Origin of the sequence: Streptococcus sp. 116-D4, from assembly GCF_009731465.1 — a bacterium.
In the GTDB taxonomy this organism is placed as follows: Bacteria; Bacillota; Bacilli; order Lactobacillales; family Streptococcaceae; genus Streptococcus; species Streptococcus pseudopneumoniae_E.
Genome location: NZ_AP021887.1, coordinates 1923502 through 1943757 on the forward strand (window position 1 = coordinate 1923502; position 20256 = coordinate 1943757).

Annotated in this window: 16 protein-coding genes and 3 tRNA genes; 7 read left to right on the forward strand and 12 right to left on the reverse strand. The window is 34.9% G+C overall.

From position 1 onward, the window contains the following. A complete protein-coding gene (yfmH, locus tag UKS_RS09590) occupies positions 1-1284 on the reverse strand; it encodes an EF-P 5-aminopentanol modification-associated protein YfmH (RefSeq protein WP_156012980.1) in 1284 nt (427 codons plus the stop codon). Next, positions 1281-2531 (reverse strand): EF-P 5-aminopentanol modification-associated protein YfmF, encoded by a 1251-nt coding sequence (gene yfmF, locus UKS_RS09595; RefSeq protein ID WP_156012982.1) that lies wholly within the window; start codon positions 2529-2531, stop codon positions 1281-1283. Before yfmF ends, yfmH begins: the two co-directional genes overlap by 4 nt. A 158-nt stretch (positions 2532-2689) precedes the next feature. On the opposite strand from yfmF, the gene yaaA reads away from it, so the two are divergent. Both yaaA and recF read left to right on the forward strand, forming a co-directional pair. After that, on the forward strand, positions 2690-3058 hold the full coding sequence (yaaA, locus tag UKS_RS09600) for a S4 domain-containing protein YaaA (protein WP_156012984.1): 369 nt from the start codon (positions 2690-2692) through the stop codon (positions 3056-3058). 2 nt (positions 3059-3060) lie between these two features. Beyond that, on the forward strand, positions 3061-4152 hold the full coding sequence (gene recF / locus UKS_RS09605) for a DNA replication/repair protein RecF (RefSeq protein WP_156012986.1): 1092 nt from the start codon (positions 3061-3063) through the stop codon (positions 4150-4152). Positions 4153-4208: 56 nt separating this feature from the next. On the opposite strand, the gene guaB is transcribed toward recF, so the two are convergent. Next, positions 4209-5687, reverse strand: coding sequence for an IMP dehydrogenase (gene guaB, locus UKS_RS09610; protein WP_049494689.1), 1479 nt, complete (start codon positions 5685-5687; stop codon positions 4209-4211). Between the two features lie 151 nt (positions 5688-5838). After that, on the reverse strand, positions 5839-6864 hold the full coding sequence (gene trpS, locus UKS_RS09615) for a tryptophan--tRNA ligase (protein ID WP_156012988.1): 1026 nt from the start codon (positions 6862-6864) through the stop codon (positions 5839-5841). 206 nt (positions 6865-7070) lie between these two features. Here trpS and UKS_RS09620 point away from each other — a divergent pair, with 206 nt between their 5' ends. Together UKS_RS09620 and UKS_RS09625 are read left to right on the forward strand one after the other, a co-directional pair. Then, the gene (locus UKS_RS09620; protein WP_156012990.1) at positions 7071-8693 is read left to right on the forward strand and encodes an ATP-binding cassette domain-containing protein; all 1623 of its coding nucleotides are present in this window, start codon (positions 7071-7073) and stop codon (positions 8691-8693) included. Between the two features lie 61 nt (positions 8694-8754). Continuing rightward, positions 8755-11298: a YfhO family protein gene (locus UKS_RS09625; RefSeq protein ID WP_156012992.1), complete on the forward strand. Its 2544-nt coding sequence runs from the start codon at positions 8755-8757 to the stop codon at positions 11296-11298. A 27-nt stretch (positions 11299-11325) separates the two neighbouring features. On the opposite strand, the gene UKS_RS09630 is transcribed toward UKS_RS09625, so the two are convergent. Beyond that, the gene (locus UKS_RS09630; protein ID WP_156012993.1) at positions 11326-13968 is read right to left on the reverse strand and encodes a YhgE/Pip domain-containing protein; all 2643 of its coding nucleotides are present in this window, start codon (positions 13966-13968) and stop codon (positions 11326-11328) included. A gap of 127 nt (positions 13969-14095) precedes the next feature. Here UKS_RS09630 and UKS_RS09635 point away from each other — a divergent pair, with 127 nt between their 5' ends. Further along, positions 14096-14638, forward strand: coding sequence for a TetR/AcrR family transcriptional regulator (locus tag UKS_RS09635; RefSeq protein WP_156012995.1), 543 nt, complete (start codon positions 14096-14098; stop codon positions 14636-14638). Between the two features lie 40 nt (positions 14639-14678). Here UKS_RS09635 and UKS_RS09640 read toward each other — a convergent pair. The 7 genes from UKS_RS09640 to rlmH form a co-directional block, all read right to left on the reverse strand. Continuing rightward, positions 14679-14752, reverse strand: a tRNA-Asn gene (locus UKS_RS09640). Between the two features lie 5 nt (positions 14753-14757). Then, a tRNA-Glu gene (locus UKS_RS09645) sits at positions 14758-14829 on the reverse strand. Positions 14830-14880: 51 nt separating this feature from the next. After that, positions 14881-15633, reverse strand: coding sequence for a competence system response regulator transcription factor ComE (gene comE / locus UKS_RS09650; protein ID WP_000866062.1), 753 nt, complete (start codon positions 15631-15633; stop codon positions 14881-14883). Continuing rightward, positions 15630-16955 (reverse strand): competence system sensor histidine kinase ComD, encoded by a 1326-nt coding sequence (comD, locus tag UKS_RS09655; RefSeq protein WP_156012996.1) that lies wholly within the window; start codon positions 16953-16955, stop codon positions 15630-15632. Before comD ends, comE begins: the two co-directional genes overlap by 4 nt. An 11-nt stretch (positions 16956-16966) precedes the next feature. Continuing rightward, entirely contained in the window at positions 16967-17098 is a 132-nt protein-coding gene (comC, locus tag UKS_RS09660; RefSeq protein ID WP_156012998.1) for a competence-stimulating peptide ComC, read from the reverse strand. A gap of 165 nt (positions 17099-17263) precedes the next feature. Next, positions 17264-17337 (reverse strand) — tRNA-Arg (locus UKS_RS09665). Positions 17338-17380: 43 nt separating this feature from the next. Beyond that, positions 17381-17860, reverse strand: a complete 480-nt coding sequence (rlmH, locus tag UKS_RS09670) for a 23S rRNA (pseudouridine(1915)-N(3))-methyltransferase RlmH (protein ID WP_049496558.1) — start codon at positions 17858-17860, stop codon at positions 17381-17383. Positions 17861-18047: 187 nt separating this feature from the next. Between rlmH and UKS_RS09675 the strand changes: the two genes are divergently transcribed. Then, complete coding sequence (locus UKS_RS09675) at positions 18048-19229, forward strand: S1C family serine protease (RefSeq protein WP_156013000.1); 1182 nt, start codon at positions 18048-18050, stop codon at positions 19227-19229. A 57-nt stretch (positions 19230-19286) separates the two neighbouring features. Further along, positions 19287-20045: a ParB/RepB/Spo0J family partition protein gene (locus tag UKS_RS09680; protein ID WP_156013002.1), complete on the forward strand. Its 759-nt coding sequence runs from the start codon at positions 19287-19289 to the stop codon at positions 20043-20045. Positions 20046-20256 lie beyond the last annotated feature (211 nt).

Below are 20256 nucleotides of genomic sequence, written 5' to 3' on the forward strand. Positions count from 1 at the left end.
CTACGATGGAAATATTGTAAAATCAACTATATCACCATCATCTATTAAATGGTGTCCAGCATCAAGGACATCCTCTAAAGTAATTTCCTGTAAAATTTTCGGCAAATCAAAAATTGTCTCACCATTTTCAAAAGCATCATATTGCGTTGCAATAAATTCAAGAGAGTTCATGCTACTAAAAAATTCTCCAAACATCTCTCTTTTTATAATATCTAAATGATCCTCTGTAATATCTAAATCCTTTGCAAAATTACAAATAGCTTTCCTAAACTGATGAGATAAAGCAACTGGCTCTTTTGTATCCATTGTCAATATGACAAAATGAAAGCGACTTGTTACTTCAATTTCAAGAGATAAAGAAGCATCTATTTTACCTGATTCATATAATTTTTGAAAACGATCCGAGGTCCAACAAAACATCATTGTAAACAATAATTTTAATAAAATATGATGTCGATAGCAATCCGTCTCAGCAACTTCTCGCTTCCCTCTAATCCCAATCGCTAGTTTGGGAGAAGATACTTCCATTCTCATACTTTCTGTTTGCTTTACATCCTGTAAAACAATTTTTTCTCTTACCACTCCCTGAACATCTAAATCTTTCAATTCTTTTCTTTCAAAATAGTCCTGTACTTGCTCCACTTCAAAATTGCCAACTAAAAACAGAGACATGTTTACAGGCTTGTAAAACCTTGTAAAATTGTCTTTCAAATTAATTAGATTGATTTGGGAAATGGACTCCTCACTACCAACTATATCAGTTGCTAAAGGTGTTCCAGGATACAAATTCGCTAAAGTTGAAAAGAATAAACACGAATCTGGATCATCTTGATACATTTCTCGTTCTTGCTGAATAATATCCTGCTCTCTTAAAATAGAATCTTCAGTAAAGTGTGCTGATGTTACCAATTCATCAAGTAAGTCTAAATTTTCTAAAAAATGATCCGTTGCTGAAAAAAGATAACTTGTTTTTGTAAAACTTGTAAAGGCATTACTATCTGCACCTAGACTCGTAAAAGCCGACATCAAATCACCAGAATCTTCTCTTTCAAATAATTTATGTTCAAGAAAATGAGCAATTCCTGCAGGATATTCTTTTACATCTCCGTCAACTTCTGTGACAAGCATATCTACCGAACCAAACTGTACAGTTACACTCCCGTAAACCTCTTTAAATTCCTTTTTAGGCAAAAGAGCAACTGTCAATCCATTTGACAAACGAGTTCGATAAACCATTTCTTTTACAGCTGGATAGTATTTTTCTTCAAAAACAACCTTTGTCATTCTATTCCTTCCATAAAGTAAATCGCCTGTAGTTTCACATTATTAGCTGCTCTACAAATAGCATCTTTGTCAACTTGCTCGAGTTTTGCAATCCAACCTTTAAAGTCTGCTGAAGATTTCCCAAGTAAAGCATTTTGATAAGCACGTTCAATCAATGAACTTTGATTATCTTGAGAAAGTAACAAAGACCGACGAATCATTTCCTTGGTCTGCTCTAGCTCAAGCTCTGTAAAATATCCTTTTTTTAAATCAAGAAGTTGATTATTCATCATTTTACGAGTCTGGTTTCGATTTTCTCGATTGATACCAGCATACATCCTCAAGAATCCACTAAACACATCGAACTGACTTGAAATAGTGTAAGCCAATCCAGCATTTTCACGTACATTTGTAAATAATTTAGAGTGAGCAAATCCACCAAGTAAACCATTCATTACAATCATGGGTAAATGTTGCTCATCACCATATTCAGAAGGGCAATGATAGCCTAATTCCAAAATGGATTGTCCCACATTTTTCCGAACCATACCTTCCTGAAGTATATTGGAATAAGGTTGACAATACTGAACCTTCACATCTCCTTCTCGACCTTTAAAGTCAAATGATTCTAATACATTTTGAATTTCGATCTCATTAAAATCACCTAGGAAAAAGAAATCTATTCGATCATTGGCCAAAAATTCTTTAAAACAAGAATAAGAACTTTGTGGAGTTTCAGCTAAAATACGATTTCGCAAATCACTATATTCCAATTGGATACGTTCATCATAAAAAAATAATTTATCCAATTCTTTATGTGCGAAATAAAAAGAATCATCCATATCAGCTGCTAAACTTGCTAGCAATTGCTTTTTCTCAATTTCAAATAAGGACGGATCAAATCCATCATCAACTAGCATGGGTGAAAAAAGAGTTTCTTTTACTAGTTCCAAAACCTGAGAAGTTAGAACATTTTTCCTACTTAAAAACTCATCACGAACATAGGTAAATGTCAATTCTACAATATGACTTTGCCCTCTTCTGAAACAATTGGTTGACATATCTGTACCGTATAGATTGGCCAAATGTTTTCTCAAATCTTGAGAAGTGGGGTACATCTGATTAGCAGTCTCTAGCATACTCGCACTCAACATGCGACCTGCAATCGTATCAAGAGATAATGGAGCGGTAAAACGCACGGTGATTTTGTTCGTTTTAAACTTTTTTGATTGGATAAAATGTGTTGAAATTCCATGCACTAACTCCATGATTTACCTCCTTATATACAGACTTCTATTATATCACGAAAACCTGAAATTTTCTTGTTCTCTGTAACACTTTTGAAATAAAAATCGCTTACATTCCTCCCTGTTTCTCTCACTATTTTTAGGAAAATATGATATAATACCAAAGATTGAGGTGAATTATGGAATACAAATTATTTGAAGAATTTATTACCCTCCAAGCACTACTCAAAGAACTTGGAATTACACATAGTGGCGGAGCTATCAAATCATTTCTCTCTGAACATTCTGTTTACTTTAATGGGGAATTAGAGAGTCGTCGTGGTAAAAAACTTCGTATCGGAGATAAAATTGACATCCCTGACATGAATATTGACATCTTGTTGACACAACCTACTTCTGAGGAGCAAGAGGAATACCAAGCTGATAAAGTTGAAAAAGAACGAATCGCTAAACTTGTCAAGGAGATGAATAAAGGAATTAAAAAAGACAACTCTAAACCTACTTCATCACCCAAAAGCAAACAAGCTCCGCGATTCCCTGGTAGATAATCATGTGGCTACAACACCTATCTCTCAAAACTTTTCGTAACTACAAAGAGACGAAAATAGACTTTAATCCTAAATTAAATGTCTTTTTAGGACGCAATGCACAAGGTAAAACAAATATGTTAGAGGCTATCTATTTTTTAGCCTTAACACGTAGTCATCGAACTCGAACAGATAAAAATCTCATTCATTTTGATGAGGAACAACTTCATCTTTCAGGTCTTGTTCAGAAAAAAACGGGATCCATTCCTCTCGAAATTGAACTAACGCAAAAAGGCCGTGTAACAAAAGTTAATCACTTAAAACAGGCACGACTTTCAGATTATGTCGGACACATGAATGTTGTCTTATTTGCTCCTGAAGATTTACAACTAATTAAAGGAGCACCTTCGGTTCGACGAAAATTCATTGATATGGAGCTTGGGCAAATTAAGCCCATCTATTTATCAGATTTAACCAATTATAACCACATCCTAAAACAAAGGAACACTTATCTAAAATCAGCTCAAAAAATAGATGAAACCTTCCTTTCAGTACTAGATGATCAGCTAGTCGATTATGGATGTCGTGTAATGAATCACCGTTTAGATTTCATAAAAAAACTAGAGTATTTTGGGTATAAGAAACATTTTGAATTATCTAATCAGATTGAAGAGTTGTCAATAACCTATCAATCTTCTGTCAAGCTAACTGACAAAGAATACTTATCCGAATCTTTCAAAATTGCTTTAGAAAAAAGTCGGTCCAGAGATTTATTTAAAAAGAACACTGGTGTTGGTCCTCATCGGGATGACATTTCTTTTTATATAAATGGGATGGATGCTAGTTTTGGAAGTCAAGGTCAACATCGTAGTCTCGTCCTCTCGATAAAATTAGCAGAAATCGAATTAATGGAAAGTATTACTACAGAATCTCCTATATTACTGCTTGACGATGTTATGAGCGAACTTGACAATACTAGACAACTAAAATTATTAGAAACGATTTCTCATTCAATCCAAACCTTTATTACAACAACCAGCTTAGATCATCTTCAGAATCTACCAGAAAATCTAAGTATATTCACTATTCAGGATGGTAAAGTTACTGTAAATTGAAGTTGACAATATCGTAAAAGAACTCCTGTTCTCACGGGAGTTCTTTTACGATATTTTTACATAGAATAATTTGGTGCCTCATTAGTAATTTGTACATCATGAGGATGGCTTTCTTTCAAACCAGCACCAGACATTTCAATAAATTGAGCATTATCGTGTAGTTCTTTAAGGCTAGCTGCACCACAGTAACCCATACCAGATCGAATACCACCAATCATTTGGAAAACGATATCAGCTGCCGCTCCTTTATAAGCAACACGACCTTCAATTCCTTCTGGAACGAGTTTGTTTGCTTCATTGATAGAACCTTGGAAGTAACGGTCGCTTGAACCCTTCTTCATAGCAGCGATTGAACCCATACCACGGTAAGTCTTGAATTTACGTCCTTGGAAAATTTCAGTTTCTCCTGGAGCTTCATCAGTCCCAGCAAACATAGATCCAAGCATAACAGCATTTCCACCTGCAGCAAGTGCTTTTACAATATCTCCAGAATACTTGATTCCGCCATCAGCGATAATCGTTTTGCCATATTCACGTGCAACAGCTGCTGCATCGTAGATAGCTGTTACTTGAGGAACACCAACACCAGCAATCACACGAGTTGTACAGATTGAACCTGGGCCAATACCGACTTTAACAACGTCAACACCTGCATCATAAAGGGCACGCGCACCTTCAGCAGTAGCGATGTTCCCAGCAATCAGTGTACGATCCGGGAAATGAGCACGGATTTCAGCGATTTTACGAAGCACACCCGCTGAGTGTCCATGTGCTGTATCGATGACAATTGCATCTGCGCCCGCTTCAAAAAGAGCTTCAGCACGTTCAAAAGTATCAGAAGTTACACCTACCGCACCAGCAACTAGAAGACGTCCAAACTCATCTTTAGCAGCATTTGGAAATTCAATTACTTTTTCAATATCTTTAATCGTAATCAAACCAGAAAGACGACCTTCTTCATCTACCAAGGGAAGCTTTTCAATACGGTGTTCTTGAAGGATGTTCTCAGCTGTTGCAAGGTCTGTACCCACAGGAGCAGTAACAAGATTTTCACTAGTCATATGGTTTGAGATTGGTTGGTTATAATCTGAAATAAAACGAAGATCTCGGTTTGTCAAAATACCAACTAATTTACGATTTTCAAGTGTTTCAACAACTGGAACACCACTGATACGGTAACGTCCCATAAGCTCATCAGCTTCAGCAATTGTATGTTCAGGGGTCAAGAAGAACGGATCAATAATAACACCATTTTCAGAACGTTTTACCTTGCGAACCTCGTCTGCTTGTTGAGCAATTGACATGTTTTTATGGATAACTCCGAGACCACCTGCACGAGCAATAGCAATAGCCATTTGACTCTCTGTAACTGTGTCCATAGCAGCGGTAATAATTGGGACATTTAAAGTCAAATTATCTGCCAATTTAGTTGTTAAATCTGCATCGTTAGGCAACACATGACTTTCAGCTGGAATAAGCAATACATCATCAAAGGTAAAACCTTTTTTCAAAAATTTAGTGTCCCAATTAGACATTCGAAGTTTCCTCTTTTCTTTCTTTTTGAGCTTGACGCTTTTTATATTGTATCTATCATACCATTCTATAAAAATTTGTCAAATGTTACAGGGGTAAATAAAAAACTATCTTTTCTTTGACATAGAAATGATAGTTTCTTGTAAAATACACTTAATTAAAGTAATGAAGACCCATTGCTCCTTTAACCTCAGATAGGGTTTGACCTGCAACTTCACGCGCTCTTTCACTACCTTTTTGAAGCATATTATAAACTTCTCCCATATCCTTAGCAAATTCAATACGGCGCTCACGAATAGGACCCAGTTCACGTTCTAATATTTCAAGTAGATAACGCTTGGTCTTCACATCACCAAGACCACCACGTTGATAGTGTTCTTTCATGTCAGCAATTTCTTGAGCATCTTCTGGACGACCAAAAACATCTAGATAATGGAAAACCATATTTCCTTCAATTTTACCTGGATCCTCAACGCGAATATGATCTGGATCTGTATACATACTCATTACTTTTTTACGCAAAGTATCCGCATCATCAGCTAAATAAATACCGTTATTGAGTGATTTAGACATTTTAGCATTTCCATCTAAACCAGGTAAACGCCCTGCTCTTTCATTTTCTGGATAAATACCTTCCGGTTCCACCAAGACATCACAGTTATATGCATTGTTAAAAGAACGAGCAATCTCGCGAGTTTGCTCAATCATTGGTTTCTGATCTGTCCCAACAGGAACATAATTAGCCTTAAAAGCTGTGATGTCAGCTGCTTGAGCGATTGGGTAAACCAAGAATCCTGTAGGAATGCTTTCTCCAAATCCTTTTTGAGCAATTTCTGTCTTGACAGTTGGATTACGCTCCAAACGAGCTAATGAAACTAGATTCATATAATACATAGACAACTCAGCCAACTCTGGAATCTGGCTTTGAATAAAGATAGTTGATTTACTTGGATCCAATCCAACTGCAAGGTAATCCAAAGCCACATTTCCGATAGACTCTACAATGGTTTGAGGATCTTTGGCATGATCTGTCAAGGCTTGTTGGTCGGCCAGGAACACAAACATATCATACTTATCCTCTTCCTGCAACAATACTCGATTTTTGAGACTTCCAACATAATGTCCAATATGCAATTTTCCTGTTGGACGGTCTCCTGTTAAAATAATGGGTTTAGTCATTTTATTCTCCTTCGATATGGTCCCTTCAATTATAGCATTTTTTTAATGAAATAACCGGAATTTATCAAAATAAATCAGTCTTGCTATTTACAGATTCGTGTAAAGAACACTGTAAATCTAATTTACACAAAATTGACAGATAAAAATTTGAATATTTGCTGATTTTCTAGTAGAATTAGAGTATTACATATAATAGGAGAAAAACATTGCTTACAGTATCTGATGTTTCACTACGTTTTAGTGATCGCAAACTTTTTGATGAGGTCAACATCAAATTTACAGAAGGAAACACCTATGGTTTAATTGGTGCTAACGGTGCAGGTAAATCAACATTTTTAAAAATCTTAGCTGGTGATATCGAACCTACAACTGGTCATGTTTCTCTTGGACCTGATGAACGTCTTTCTGTGCTTCGTCAAAATCACTTTGACTATGAGGATGAACGTGTTATTGATGTTGTTATCATGGGTAATGAAAAACTATACAACATCATGAAAGAAAAAGATGCTATCTATATGAAAGCTGACTTTACTGATGAAGATGGAGTTCGTGCAGCTGAGCTTGAAGGAGAATTTGCTGAACTAGGTGGTTGGGAAGCTGAGAGTGAAGCTTCACAACTCTTGCAAAACTTGAATATCCCTGAAGATCTTCATTACCAAAATATGAGTGAACTAGCAAATGGAGATAAAGTGAAAGTTCTCCTTGCTAAAGCCTTGTTTGGTAAACCAGATGTTCTTCTCCTAGACGAGCCAACCAACGGTTTAGACATCCAATCTATTACTTGGTTAGAAGATTTCTTGATTGACTTTGATAATACCGTTATTGTCGTATCCCATGACCGTCACTTCTTAAACAAAGTATGTACTCACATGGCCGACCTTGATTTTGGAAAAATCAAACTCTATGTCGGAAACTACGATTTCTGGAAAGAATCTTCTGAGCTTGCTGCTAAATTGCTATCAGACCGTAATGCAAAAGCAGAAGAAAAAATTAAGCAACTCCAAGAATTCGTTGCTCGATTCTCTGCTAATGCTTCTAAATCAAGACAAGCAACATCACGTAAAAAAATGCTTGATAAGATTGAACTTGAAGAAATTGTGCCATCTAGTCGTAAATATCCATTTATCAACTTTAAAGCTGAACGAGAAATCGGTAACGATCTCTTGACAGTAGAAAATCTATCTGTCAAGATTGATGGCGAAACTATTCTTGACAACATCAGCTTCATCTTGCGTCCAGGTGACAAGACAGCTCTTATCGGACAAAACGATATCCAAACAACTGCTCTCATCCGTGCTATTATGGGTGATATCGACTATGAAGGAACTGTCAAGTGGGGAGTTACAACTAGTCGTTCTTACTTACCAAAAGACAATTCAGCTGATTTTGCTGGGGGTGAATCTATTCTTGACTGGTTGCGACAATTTGCAAGTAAAGAAGAAGATGACAATACTTTCCTACGTGGCTTCCTAGGCCGTATGCTCTTCTCTGGAGATGAGGTTAACAAACCTGTCAACGTCTTGTCAGGGGGAGAAAAAGTTCGTGTCATGCTATCGAAACTCATGCTTTTGAAATCAAATGTTCTAGTACTTGACGATCCAACCAATCACTTGGATTTGGAATCTATTTCAAGTTTGAACGATGGATTGAAAAGCTTCAAAGAATCTATCATTTTTGCCAGCCATGACCATGAATTCATTCAAACATTGGCTAACCACATTATTGTCTTGTCAAAAGATGGCGTCATCGATCGTATCGATGAAACTTATGATGAATTCCTAGAAAATACAGAAGTACAAGCAAAAGTTAAAGAACTTTGGAAAGACTAAATAATACTTTAAAACTCAGTTGGGTTAACCAACTGAGTTTTCTAACATTCTATGAGGTAACATGAAAACATTTTTCAGAAACTATTGGACCTATCTTATTTCTTTCATCATTCCCCTAATGATTATGTTCGGGGTCTATCTTTCTCAAGGTATCTACTGGAATAGTGATACTTCACCTTTATTAGGAGATGGCTTTCATCAATACGTTATTTTTGATGTAGCTTTAGGAAATATCCTACATGGAAATGGTAGTCTATTTTACACCTTTACAAGTGGCCTCGGACTAAATTTCTATGCCCTATCTAGTTATTACTTGGGAAGTTTCCTCTCACCTCTAGTTTACTTTTTTAATCTATCGAATATGCCAGATGCTGTCTATCTGACAACTCTCTTAAAATTTGGATTGATTGGACTGTCAACTTACTTTAGTTTAAATAAATTATTTCAATCGATTCCTAAGACTTTAAAACTAACTTTATCTACTTCCTATGCTCTGATGAGTTTCTCTGTCAGTCAATTAGAGATCAAAACCTGGCTAGATGTTTTTATCTTAATTCCTTTAATTATCACTGGTTTACAGCTACTTATCACTAAAAAGAAATTCCTATTGTACTTTACAAGTCTGTCAATTTTGTTTATTCAAAATTATTATTTTGGCTATATGACAGCAGTGTTTCTTATTTTCTGGTATCTCTGTCAACTTTCGTGGGACTTTAAGACTCGAAAATCATCTTTTCTTGATTTTGTTGTGACCTCCTTTTTAGCTGGTATGGCTAGTTTGATTCTGACTCTTCCTACTCTATTTGATTTACAGACACATGGGGAAAAATTGACTGAAGTTACAAAGTTTCAAACTGAAAGTAGCTGGTATCTTGATCTTTTTGCTAAGCAATTTGTTGGTTCCTTTGATACAACAAAGTATGGGGCCATCCCAATGATTTTTGTCGGACTACTTCCCTTTATTTTAACCATTTTATTTTTTACGATGAAATCCATTAAGTTTCACGTGAAACTTATCTATGCAATCCTCTTTACATTTCTAATTGCAAGCTTTTATCTTGAAGCTCTTGATTTATTTTGGCAAGGTATGCATACTCCAAATATGTTTTTACATCGCTATGCTTGGATTTTCTCTACCTTGTTAATTTACACAGCAGCAGAAGTCTTAAATCGTCTTAGAGAACTTAAAGTCTGGAATTTTTTAGTTTCGCTTTTTCTTCTAGTATCAGGTTTTTTAGCTACTATCTATCTAAAATCACATTATTCTTTTTTAACAGATTTGAATATTCTGCTTACTCTTGAATTTTTGGTTGTCTATTCTCTTTTACTCCTTGCAGTTATTAAAAAGTTCATCTCTGTGAATCTGTTTGCCATTCTAATCTCTTTATTTATAATGGTTGAAATAAGTTTAAATGCTTCATCTCAAATGGACGGAATTGCCAAAGAATGGGGTTTTGCTTCTCGAAGTGCATATAATCGAGATATCCCAGCTATGGAATTTTTCTCAACATATATTGGAAATCAATTTACTCGTACTGAGAAACTAGAGACTCAGACAGGAAATGACAGTATGAAATTCAACTATAATGGAATCTCTCAATTTTCATCTGTTCGAAATCGTTCAGCAAGCTCTACTTTAGATAAACTTGGATTTAAATCCTCTGGTACTAATCTCAATCTCCGATATGCCAATAATAGTATTTTAGCTGATAGTTTATTTGGAATTCAGTACAATATCTCAGAAAAACTTATTGATAAGTATGGTTTTAAAGATATCTATCAAAAAGATAATCTTACCCTATATGAAAATCAATTCTCTCTTCCGATTGCCTTTGCTAGTCAATCTGTTTACAATGATGTCAAGTTCAATGAACATACTTTGGATAACCAAACCTCGTTTTTAAATCAACTTGCTAACGTCGATTTTGATTATTTTTCTCCAATATCTTATGAAAAAACTGAAAATACTGATGATTTGATTAGTGTTACAAGTTCTTCAAATGATGATGCAGCAATCCAGTATCAAATTGAGGTGCCAAAAAACAGTCAAGTTTATCTTTCCTTCACAAACCTTCACTTTTCTAATGACAAACAAAAAAAGGTTGACATCCTTGTAAATGGAGAAAAGAAAACTTTTACAACTGATAATGTCTTCTCCTTCTTTAATCTAGGCTATACAAAAGAGAAAAAAAATTTCAATATCAATGTTAGTTTCCCTGGAAATTCACAAGTATCATTTGAATCTCCTACCTTCTATCGTTTAGATACCCAAACTTTAACTGAAGCCATTCAAAAAATTAAAGAGCAACCTGTAACAGTATCAACTTCTAAAAACAAGGTTTTTGCTAGATATGATGTCCAACAAGATACATCTATTTTTTTCACCATTCCTTATGACAAAGGTTGGTCTGCCTACCAAGATGGTAAGAAAGTAGAAATTAAACAAGCTCAAACTGGATTTATGAAAGTTGATGTTCCCAAGGGGAAAGGAACTATTACACTTTCCTTCATTCCAAATGGGTTTATTACTGGAGCAATCTGTTCCTTTACTTCTCTCTTACTATTTGGAATCTATAATTACAGACGAAAGTCATCTAAGACATAAAAAAATCGACCAGTTGGTCGATTTTTTTTAATCTTCTTCCATTTTCTGAGGTTGATAGGCTAGCATACCTAAACCAATAAACAGTACTAGTGTCACAGCAAGGAAAATAACTTGATGATGAATATTTCCTGTCATAGAGATTGTTTGTCGTAATCCCGAAACTGAATAACTCATTGGTAACCAGGGATTAATAGCTCTAAAGAAATCATTTGTCAAGGCAAGTGGATAAGTACCTGCACTTGATGCCAACTGTAATAAAAGCAAAATAAGTGAGAAGAAAGCTCCTATACGGCTATTCCATGTTGTTAATGCAGTTACCATTGACATAAATGTTAAGCTTGCGATAATAATTAAGAACAAGGTTCTCATTTCATGATTTGCTGTTAAACCAATAAGATGAACTCCTCCATATACCAAAATTCCTGCTAAAACAGCTATAATACCATTTATTTCAGATCTAGATTTCAACCAAGCCCAACGGCTCTCTGGATGACGTCCTGAAGGCAACTTCGCAAAAATCATATTCGTTGATATTGCTGCAACAAAAAGAGCAACTGATATCATATAAGGAGCCATTGCAACTCCATTTACAGGAACTTGATCATTGTCTGTTTTGGAAAGACTGAGAGGATTTGATAAAATCTCTGCATTTTGAGATTCCGTAGATGCTGATTTGAGCTGATCACTAGCATTATTTAGTCCTTGTCCCAAAGAAGCAACTCCTGTCTGTAAACCTTCCAATCCAGAAGTTAACTTTGTTCCACCGTCTGCTAATTTCCCAGATCCATCTGCCAATTTATTAGCACCACTTTCTAATTGAGAAGCACCTGAAATTAACTGACTGGATTTGTCAGCTAGTTGACTAGATCCTGACTGCAATTTATCAACTCCTGCTATCAATTCTTGACTCTTTTGATTCAATTGATTGGAGCCATTTGATAATTTTTCAATACCAGACACTAATTCTGGAGTTTTTTCAACTAATTGACCAACTCCTGCTGTCAAGGTAGAAGATTTTTGTGTCAAGGTAGTTGAGCCTGAAATTAATTGGTTCAAACTACCTGTCAAGGTGGAATTCTTTTCACTTAGTTGACTTGCACCTTGAGAAACTTTATCAACACCTGCAGTATATGCATTTACACCTGATGCAATCGACTGACTAGCAGGAACTAATTTACTTGTCACTGCTCCCTGTATTTCTGTTAATCCACTTGACAATCCTGTCAAAGAAGTAGAAGCAAGCGGTAATACTTGATTAGCTTGATTTTGTAATGTCGAAAGATTTGAAGATTGATTTTGTAAGTTTTCCAAACCTCCCTGTAAACCTTGTACTAAAGCTATAATTGACTGAGCCGATTGAATACTAGCAGTCGAATTTTGAGAGACAGAAGCGCTTATCTCAGCTTGTTGCTCACTTGTCAATGATTGATAAGCTGCTGTCGATTGAATACTAGCTAATGTAGTCGCTTTATCAGACTGAGCACTTGCTAACATTTGATTAGAAAGAGATGCTATACTTGATAAAACAGAATCTAATTGTTTTGTATCTCCAACATCAATATTTTGAATAGCTTGATTTAACTGATTCAAACCAGAAGATAATTGATTAATTTGATCTTTTTGCTCAGACGAAGCATCTAACTTGCTAGAAAGTTGTTGAATTCCTTCACTTAATTGCTCCACACCCATTCGAAGTGTAGCTGATTGATTGGATAACTGATTAGCACCTGTTGCAAGATTTCCCACTCCGCTTGTATAAGCACTAACACCAGATGAAAATTGATTAAGACCAGCATTGAGCTGAGAAACACCGCCAGTATAGGACTCTACACCAGTATATAGTTGATTGATTCCTCCTACTAATTCAGGACTTTTAGAAGATAATTGACCTAATCCGCTATCTAATTGGCTCACTGCACCAGTATATGTAACTAAACCACTATTAAAAGTCCCTAAGCCAAGATGAAGTTGTTCAACACCAGAGACATAAGAGGATAATCCTTTAGTAAACTGCTCCGTTCCATTTGAAAATGTTAAACTTGAATCTGCTAAAGAATGTAGATTAGTAGTTAAGGTTTGACTTCCTGTCACTAACTGATTCGCTCCGTCAGTTAATTTTTCACTACCAGAAGCTGCTTGACTCACACCATCCTTTAAATCGACCATTTTGTTGAATAAAGCTTTAGTATAGGTCTCGGTTACATTGGTAGAAACACTCTGCTTTAATTGTGTCATTGCAGAATCACTCATCTTGCTTGCAATAAAGCTATGACCACTTGAAGTCTGATAATCGATTTGCATTTGCTCTGGATGGTCCGTTAAAATAGAAGCGGCTTTTTCAGATAAATCACTTGGTAAAGTCACTACCATATAGTAATCACCATCTTCCAATCCCTTCTTTCCTTCTTCTTCATCTACAAAATGAAAATCCAGGTTTTTATTTTCTTTTAAATTGGACACCATGTCTTTTCCTATTGCCATGCTATTACCATTATAGGAAGCCTCTTTATCATTATTGACAACTGCCACAGGTAAGTCAGACAATTGACCATATGGATCCCACATTGAGGATAAAAATATGATATTGTACAGAGCAGGAATAAGAGAAATCCCTATCATGACAATAATAAAGGTTGGTTTTTTAAAAATTGCTTTCCATTCTTTAAACATTGTTTCTCCTTTTTTAAATATATTGTCTAAAATTTTGATATAATAGATTATACATTAAAAAATCTAAATTACAAGATAAAAAATCCATTTTTAGACATATAGTCTAATTTGTTTACAAGGAGAAAATATGCAAGAAAGTAACAAACGCTTAAAAACAAAGCGAACTATTGAAAATGCTATGGTACAATTACTCATGGAACAGCCATTTGATCAAATTTCTACTGTCAAGCTAGCAAAAAAAGCAGGAATTAGCCGTTCCAGCTTCTATACTCACTATAAGGATAAGTATGATATGATTGAGCATTATCAAAGCAAGCTATTTCATACATTTGAATATATTTTTCAGAAACATGCTCATCACAAAAGAGACGCTATTTTAGAAGTATTTGAATATCTAGAGTCAGAACCACTTCTGGCTGCCCTTCTTTCTGAAAATGGGACCAAAGAAATCCAAAATTTCTTACGAAATAAACTTCATATCATGCTCAGTATAGATTTACAAAAGCGATTTATGCAACTGAATCTCAATACTACTGAATTAGAATACAGTAGCATCTATCTAACTCACGCACTTTTTGGTGTTTGTCAAACTTGGATTGCACATGGAAAAAAAGAAAGTCCTCAAGAAATAACAGACTTCCTTATGAAAATGCTTGGTGATACGAATTGATACAAAAAAGGGAACAACACTGTGTTCCCTTTTATCTATACTCCGCCAGTAGGACTCGAACCTACGACATCATGATTAACAGTCATGCGCTACTACCAACTGAGCTATGGCGGATAAAATAGTCCGTACGGGATTCGAACCCGTGTTACCGCCGTGAAAAGGCGGTGTCTTAACCCCTTGACCAACGGACCTTTTATCTGTAGCAGATATAACCATTATATCAATTTCTTGCTAATTGTCAATTACTTTTGAGATTTTTTCTCTAGAATATCTTTTAATTTTCTAATTTTTAACCTTGAAATAGGACAGCGATGATCTTCATAGAAAACAATTTCTAAGTTTTTTCGATCAATTTCTCTGATATTGCCTATATTTACCAAAAATGACTTATGAGGGGAATAAAATCGCTGAGTATGTTTGTCCTTTTCTTGAATATCTGTCATGGTACCATAAAACTCTTTTGCAAAATTCTTACCAATAATGCGCAATTTATGAGAAACTCCTGTCGTTTCAATATACAGAATGTCATGATAAGGAATTTTTAAATCATTTCCCTTATAATTGTAGTCAAAATAATCTACCACATCTTCATTTTCAAGTAACATACTCTTCGTGTAGAAGATATTTTGCTCAATTCGCTTCTTAAATAACTCATCATTGATATCCTTATCAACAAAATCTAGGGCTGATACCTGGTATTTATAGGTGAGAGTCGCAAACTCTGATCGACTGGTGATAAAGACGATAATTGCGTAAGGATTGTAATGACGAATGAGTTGAGCCACTTCAAATCCTTTTTTCTCAATTCCATGAATATCGATATCTAGGAAATAAAGCTGATTTACTTCATCATTTTCAATATATTCTTCAAATTCACGGACTTTTCCCGTTGTCTTGTATGATATTGGAATATTCGATTCTTTCGAAATTTCATCCAATATTCTCTCTAGTCTCACTTGATGTTCAATAACATCCTCTAAAATTAAAACTTTCATTCAAATTCCCTCTTAAATCTAATAATTTGTCTAAATGTACTGCCTTCCATCTCTGTTTCTAAAATAATATTGTTGTACTTATTTAGTAGTTCTTTCACATTATTTAAGCCTACTCCGCGATTTCTTCCCTTAGTTGAGAATCCTAAAGTAAATAGATCTCCTGAAGGAGTCATCGTCATTTTACATGAATTCTGAATCACAATAACTGTTTCAGTTTCCATCTTAATAACTGCTACTTCCATCTGCTTTTTATAGCTATCAGCCGATCCTTCGACAGCATTGTTCAATAAAACACTCATAATACGAACTAAATCCAATAGTTCAATTGGTAGATTGGTAATCGTATCTTTTACTTCAAGTGTAAACTCTACACCATTATTTCGAGCATAGACAATGGACTGAGCAACCAAACTTCTTAAAGCTGAATCTTCTATGTTGTTCAAATCAAAGTAAGTGTACTTATCTGAACGCAGTTTATGATTAGCTTTGACCAAAACTTCATTGTAAACTCTGTCAATTTCCTGTAAATCACCACTGTCAATTGCCATCTGCATGCTGACAAGCATTCCAGCATAGTCATGTCGAAAACCACGGATTTCATTATACAAGCCAACAATTTCGTCTGTATAATTCTGTAAATGTCTCTGTTCAAATTTCTTCTGCTTCAACGCAATCTCTTTCTCCATTTGTTCTTTATGCGAATTCATTGCAAAGAAGGTCAAAAGGAGAGAAATAAAGACGATAGATGATAAAATACTTCCAAAACTATTCAAATGTTTAACCGTACTTACCATATCAGAAACGAAAGATACAATATGGAGCAATAGTAAAGCAAAAAATATTTTTTTCAAGAAAGGATAGAGGTAGTCTTTGTCAAAATAGGCTAGTTCCAAATGGAAATAACGAATGATTGTAACGATAACGACATAGGTCAACACCGTTACAACGAAAAAGAATGGGTCATGGTATTGTAAAACAAAATTGTCTCCTGTTATAGAGGAGAAAGTTACGGACAGAAAGTTATGAGTGCTCTCATATAAAAGAGCTAGTAGTAAACTTAGGAATAGTCCTCTATCCCTCTCATACTGTTTCTTCCATCGAAAATAGGAATATAAGCCCAAAGGAAATAAAAATGTTGCAATCCCTAACCCATCTAAATATAGAAGATAAAAAGGAAGATCAAGTATTGTTCCTACTAGTAATGTATAAACACCAAAAAAGCATAATTCTTTTCTATTTATTTGACCTTTACAAATTAAATGGTAACTGTGACTAATAATTAAAAAATATAATATAAAATCTACTACTGAAAAAAAATCCATTCTCTACTCCTTTATCTTCTTCTAAATAAACTAAAAATATTAAAGGACTTTTCATTCATTTTCCTCATCTCCCCACCTTTAATATTTTGCAAATCTTTTTCCTGCAAGGCTACAAACTTTTCCAATTTAACCGTGTTTTTCATAATAAAATCTCCTAAAATGTTTTTTTCTTGTAAGCTAACTTACAAAAACCATTATACAAAATGGAATTTCATTTTAGATAAAATTCTCTCAACTGTCATTTTTTTCTCCCCAAGTGTACTTTTTTAAGAAAAAAGCCGGGAAAATTCCCAGCTTTGCTACTATATTGATCCCAGCAGGATTCGAACCTGCGACCGTTCGCTTAGAAGGCGAATGCTCTATCCAGCTGAGCTATGAGACCTAGTACAGCTATTCTACCAAAAATTCAATTGAAAGTCAATTTTCTATTTATGATAGGGCGAGCCCTGCTGTATTGTAAAAGCCCGATAGATTTGTTCAACAAGGACTAGTCTCATTAACTGATGGGGCAAGGTTAAACGACCAAAACTAACAGAGAGATTGGCTCTCTTTTTTACATCCTGTGCTAATCCCAGACTCCCTCCAATAATAAAGGTAAGAGTAGAAAATCCTTTTATAGAAGCTTCTTCTAACTGCTTACTAAATTCTTCTGAGGAGAAAGTTTTCCCTTCAATAGCTAACACAATAACGAAATCACGGTCACCAACTTTTGATAAAATTCTCTGACCTTCTATTTCTAAAATCTTTTGATTTTCTAACTCACTGGCCCTATCTGGTGTTTTTTCATCTGCTAGCTCAATCATTTCAAGCTTAGCAAATCGAGAAATTCGTTTTACATACTCTGCAATACCATCTTTTAAATACTTTTCTTTCAGTTTCCCAACTGTTACAACTTTAATTTTCATGACTCTATTCTAACATATTCTCTATTTTTTCACATCTTATTCACAAAATAAAAGGTGAATTTTAGCCGAGAAAATCACAGATTTTTGAAAGTTATCCACAATCTGTGAAAAACTTTTGTTTTTAAGTTATAATTAAGCTAGTCAGTTTATACTTTCAGTAATTTCAAATAAATGGAGGCAAACAAATATGAAACATCTAAAAACATTTTACAAAAAATGGTTTCAATTACTAGTCGTTATCGTCATTAGCTTTATTAGCGGTGCCTTGGGTAGTTTTTCAATAACTCAACTAACTCAAAAAAGTGGTGCAAGTAGCTCTAACAACAATAGTACTATTACACAAACTGCCTATAAAAACGAAAATTCAACAACACAGGCTGTTAACAAAGTAAAAGATGCTGTTGTTTCTGTTATTACTTATTCGTCAAACAGACAAAATAGCGTATTTGGTAATGATGATACTGACACTGATTCTCAGCAAATCTCTAGTGAAGGATCTGGGGTTATTTATAAAAAGAATGATAAAGAAGCTTATATTGTCACCAACAATCACGTTATAAATGGCGCCAGCAAAGTAGATATTCGTTTGTCAGATGGAACTAAAGTACCCGGAGAAATTGTCGGAGCGGACACTTTCTCTGATATTGCTGTCGTCAAAATCTCTTCAGAAAAAGTGACAACAGTAGCTGAGTTTGGTGATTCTAGCAAGTTAACCGTAGGAGAAACTGCTATTGCCATCGGTAGCCCGTTAGGTTCTGAATATGCTAATACTGTCACTCAAGGTATCGTATCTAGTCTCAATCGAAATGTATCTTTAAAATCTGAAGATGGGCAAGCCATTTCTACAAAAGCCATCCAAACTGATACTGCTATTAACCCAGGTAACTCTGGTGGCCCACTGATCAATATTCAAGGACAGGTTATCGGAATTACCTCAAGTAAAATTGCCACAAATGGAGGAACATCTGTAGAAGGTCTTGGTTTTGCAATCCCTGCCAATGATGCTATCAATATTATTGAACAGTTAGAAAAGAACGGAAAAGTGACTCGTCCAGCATTGGGAATTCAAATGGTCAATCTCTCAAATATTAATACAAGTGATATTAGAAGACTGAATATTCCAAGCAATGTAACATCTGGTGTAGTTGTTCGTTCTGTGCAGAGTAATATGCCTGCCAGTGGTCACCTTGAAAAATACGATGTTATTACAAAAGTAGATGACAAAGAGATTGCTTCATCAACAGACTTACAAAGTGCTCTTTACAATCATTCTATCGGAGATACCATTAAGATAACTTACTATCGTAACGGTAAAGAAGAAACTACATCTATTAAACTTGACAAGAGTTCAGGTGATTTAGAATCTTAATTGACATCTATGTAAAGAAAACTTTACATAAGAGAAAAGATGTGTTAGTGTAGAATCATGGAAAAATTTGAAATGATTTCTATCACAGATATACAAAAAAATCCCTATCAACCTCGAAAAGAATTTGATGGAGAAAAACTACAGGAACTAGCACAGTCTATCAAAGAAAATGGGGTCATTCAACCGATTATTGTTCGTCAATCTCCTGTTATTGGTTATGAAATCCTTGCAGGAGAGAGACGCTATCGGGCTTCACTTTTAGCTGGTCTAACGTCTATCCCAGCTGTTGTTAAACAGCTCTCAGACCAAGAAATGATGGTCCAGTCCATCATTGAAAATTTACAAAGAGAAAATTTAAATCCAATAGAAGAAGCACGCGCCTATGAATCTCTTATAGAGAAAGGATTTACCCATGCTGAAATTGCAGATAAAATGGGCAAGTCTCGTCCTTATATCAGCAACTCTATTCGCTTGCTTTCCTTGCCAGAACAGATCCTCTCAGAAGTAGAAAATGGCCAACTATCACAAGCACATGCGCGTTCGCTAGTTGGCTTGAATAAGAAACAACAAGACTATTTCTTTCAACGAATCATAGAGGAAGACATTTCTGTAAGGAAGTTAGAAGCTCTTCTGACAGAGAAAAAACAAAAGAAACAGCAAAAAAATGATTATTTCATACAAAATGAAGAAGAACAGTTAAAAAAACTACTCGGATTAGATGTGGAAATCAAACTGTCTAAAAAAGATAGTGGAAAAATTATTATTGCTTTCTCAAACAAAGAAGAATACAGTAGAATTATCAACAGCCTGAAATAAGGCTGTTCTTTTATTTTTTTATCTCACAAAGTTATCCACTGTTTTTTTTAGTCAAAAGCTTAAATAATCAACAATTTCTGATTTTATCCCCAACCTGTGGATAAAACTTGCTAACATTGTGGATTATTTTTCACAGCTTGTGGAAAATTCTTGCTATCTATGGTAAAATAAGTCTATCATTAAACTTTAGATAGTAAAGGAGGAAAAAGTA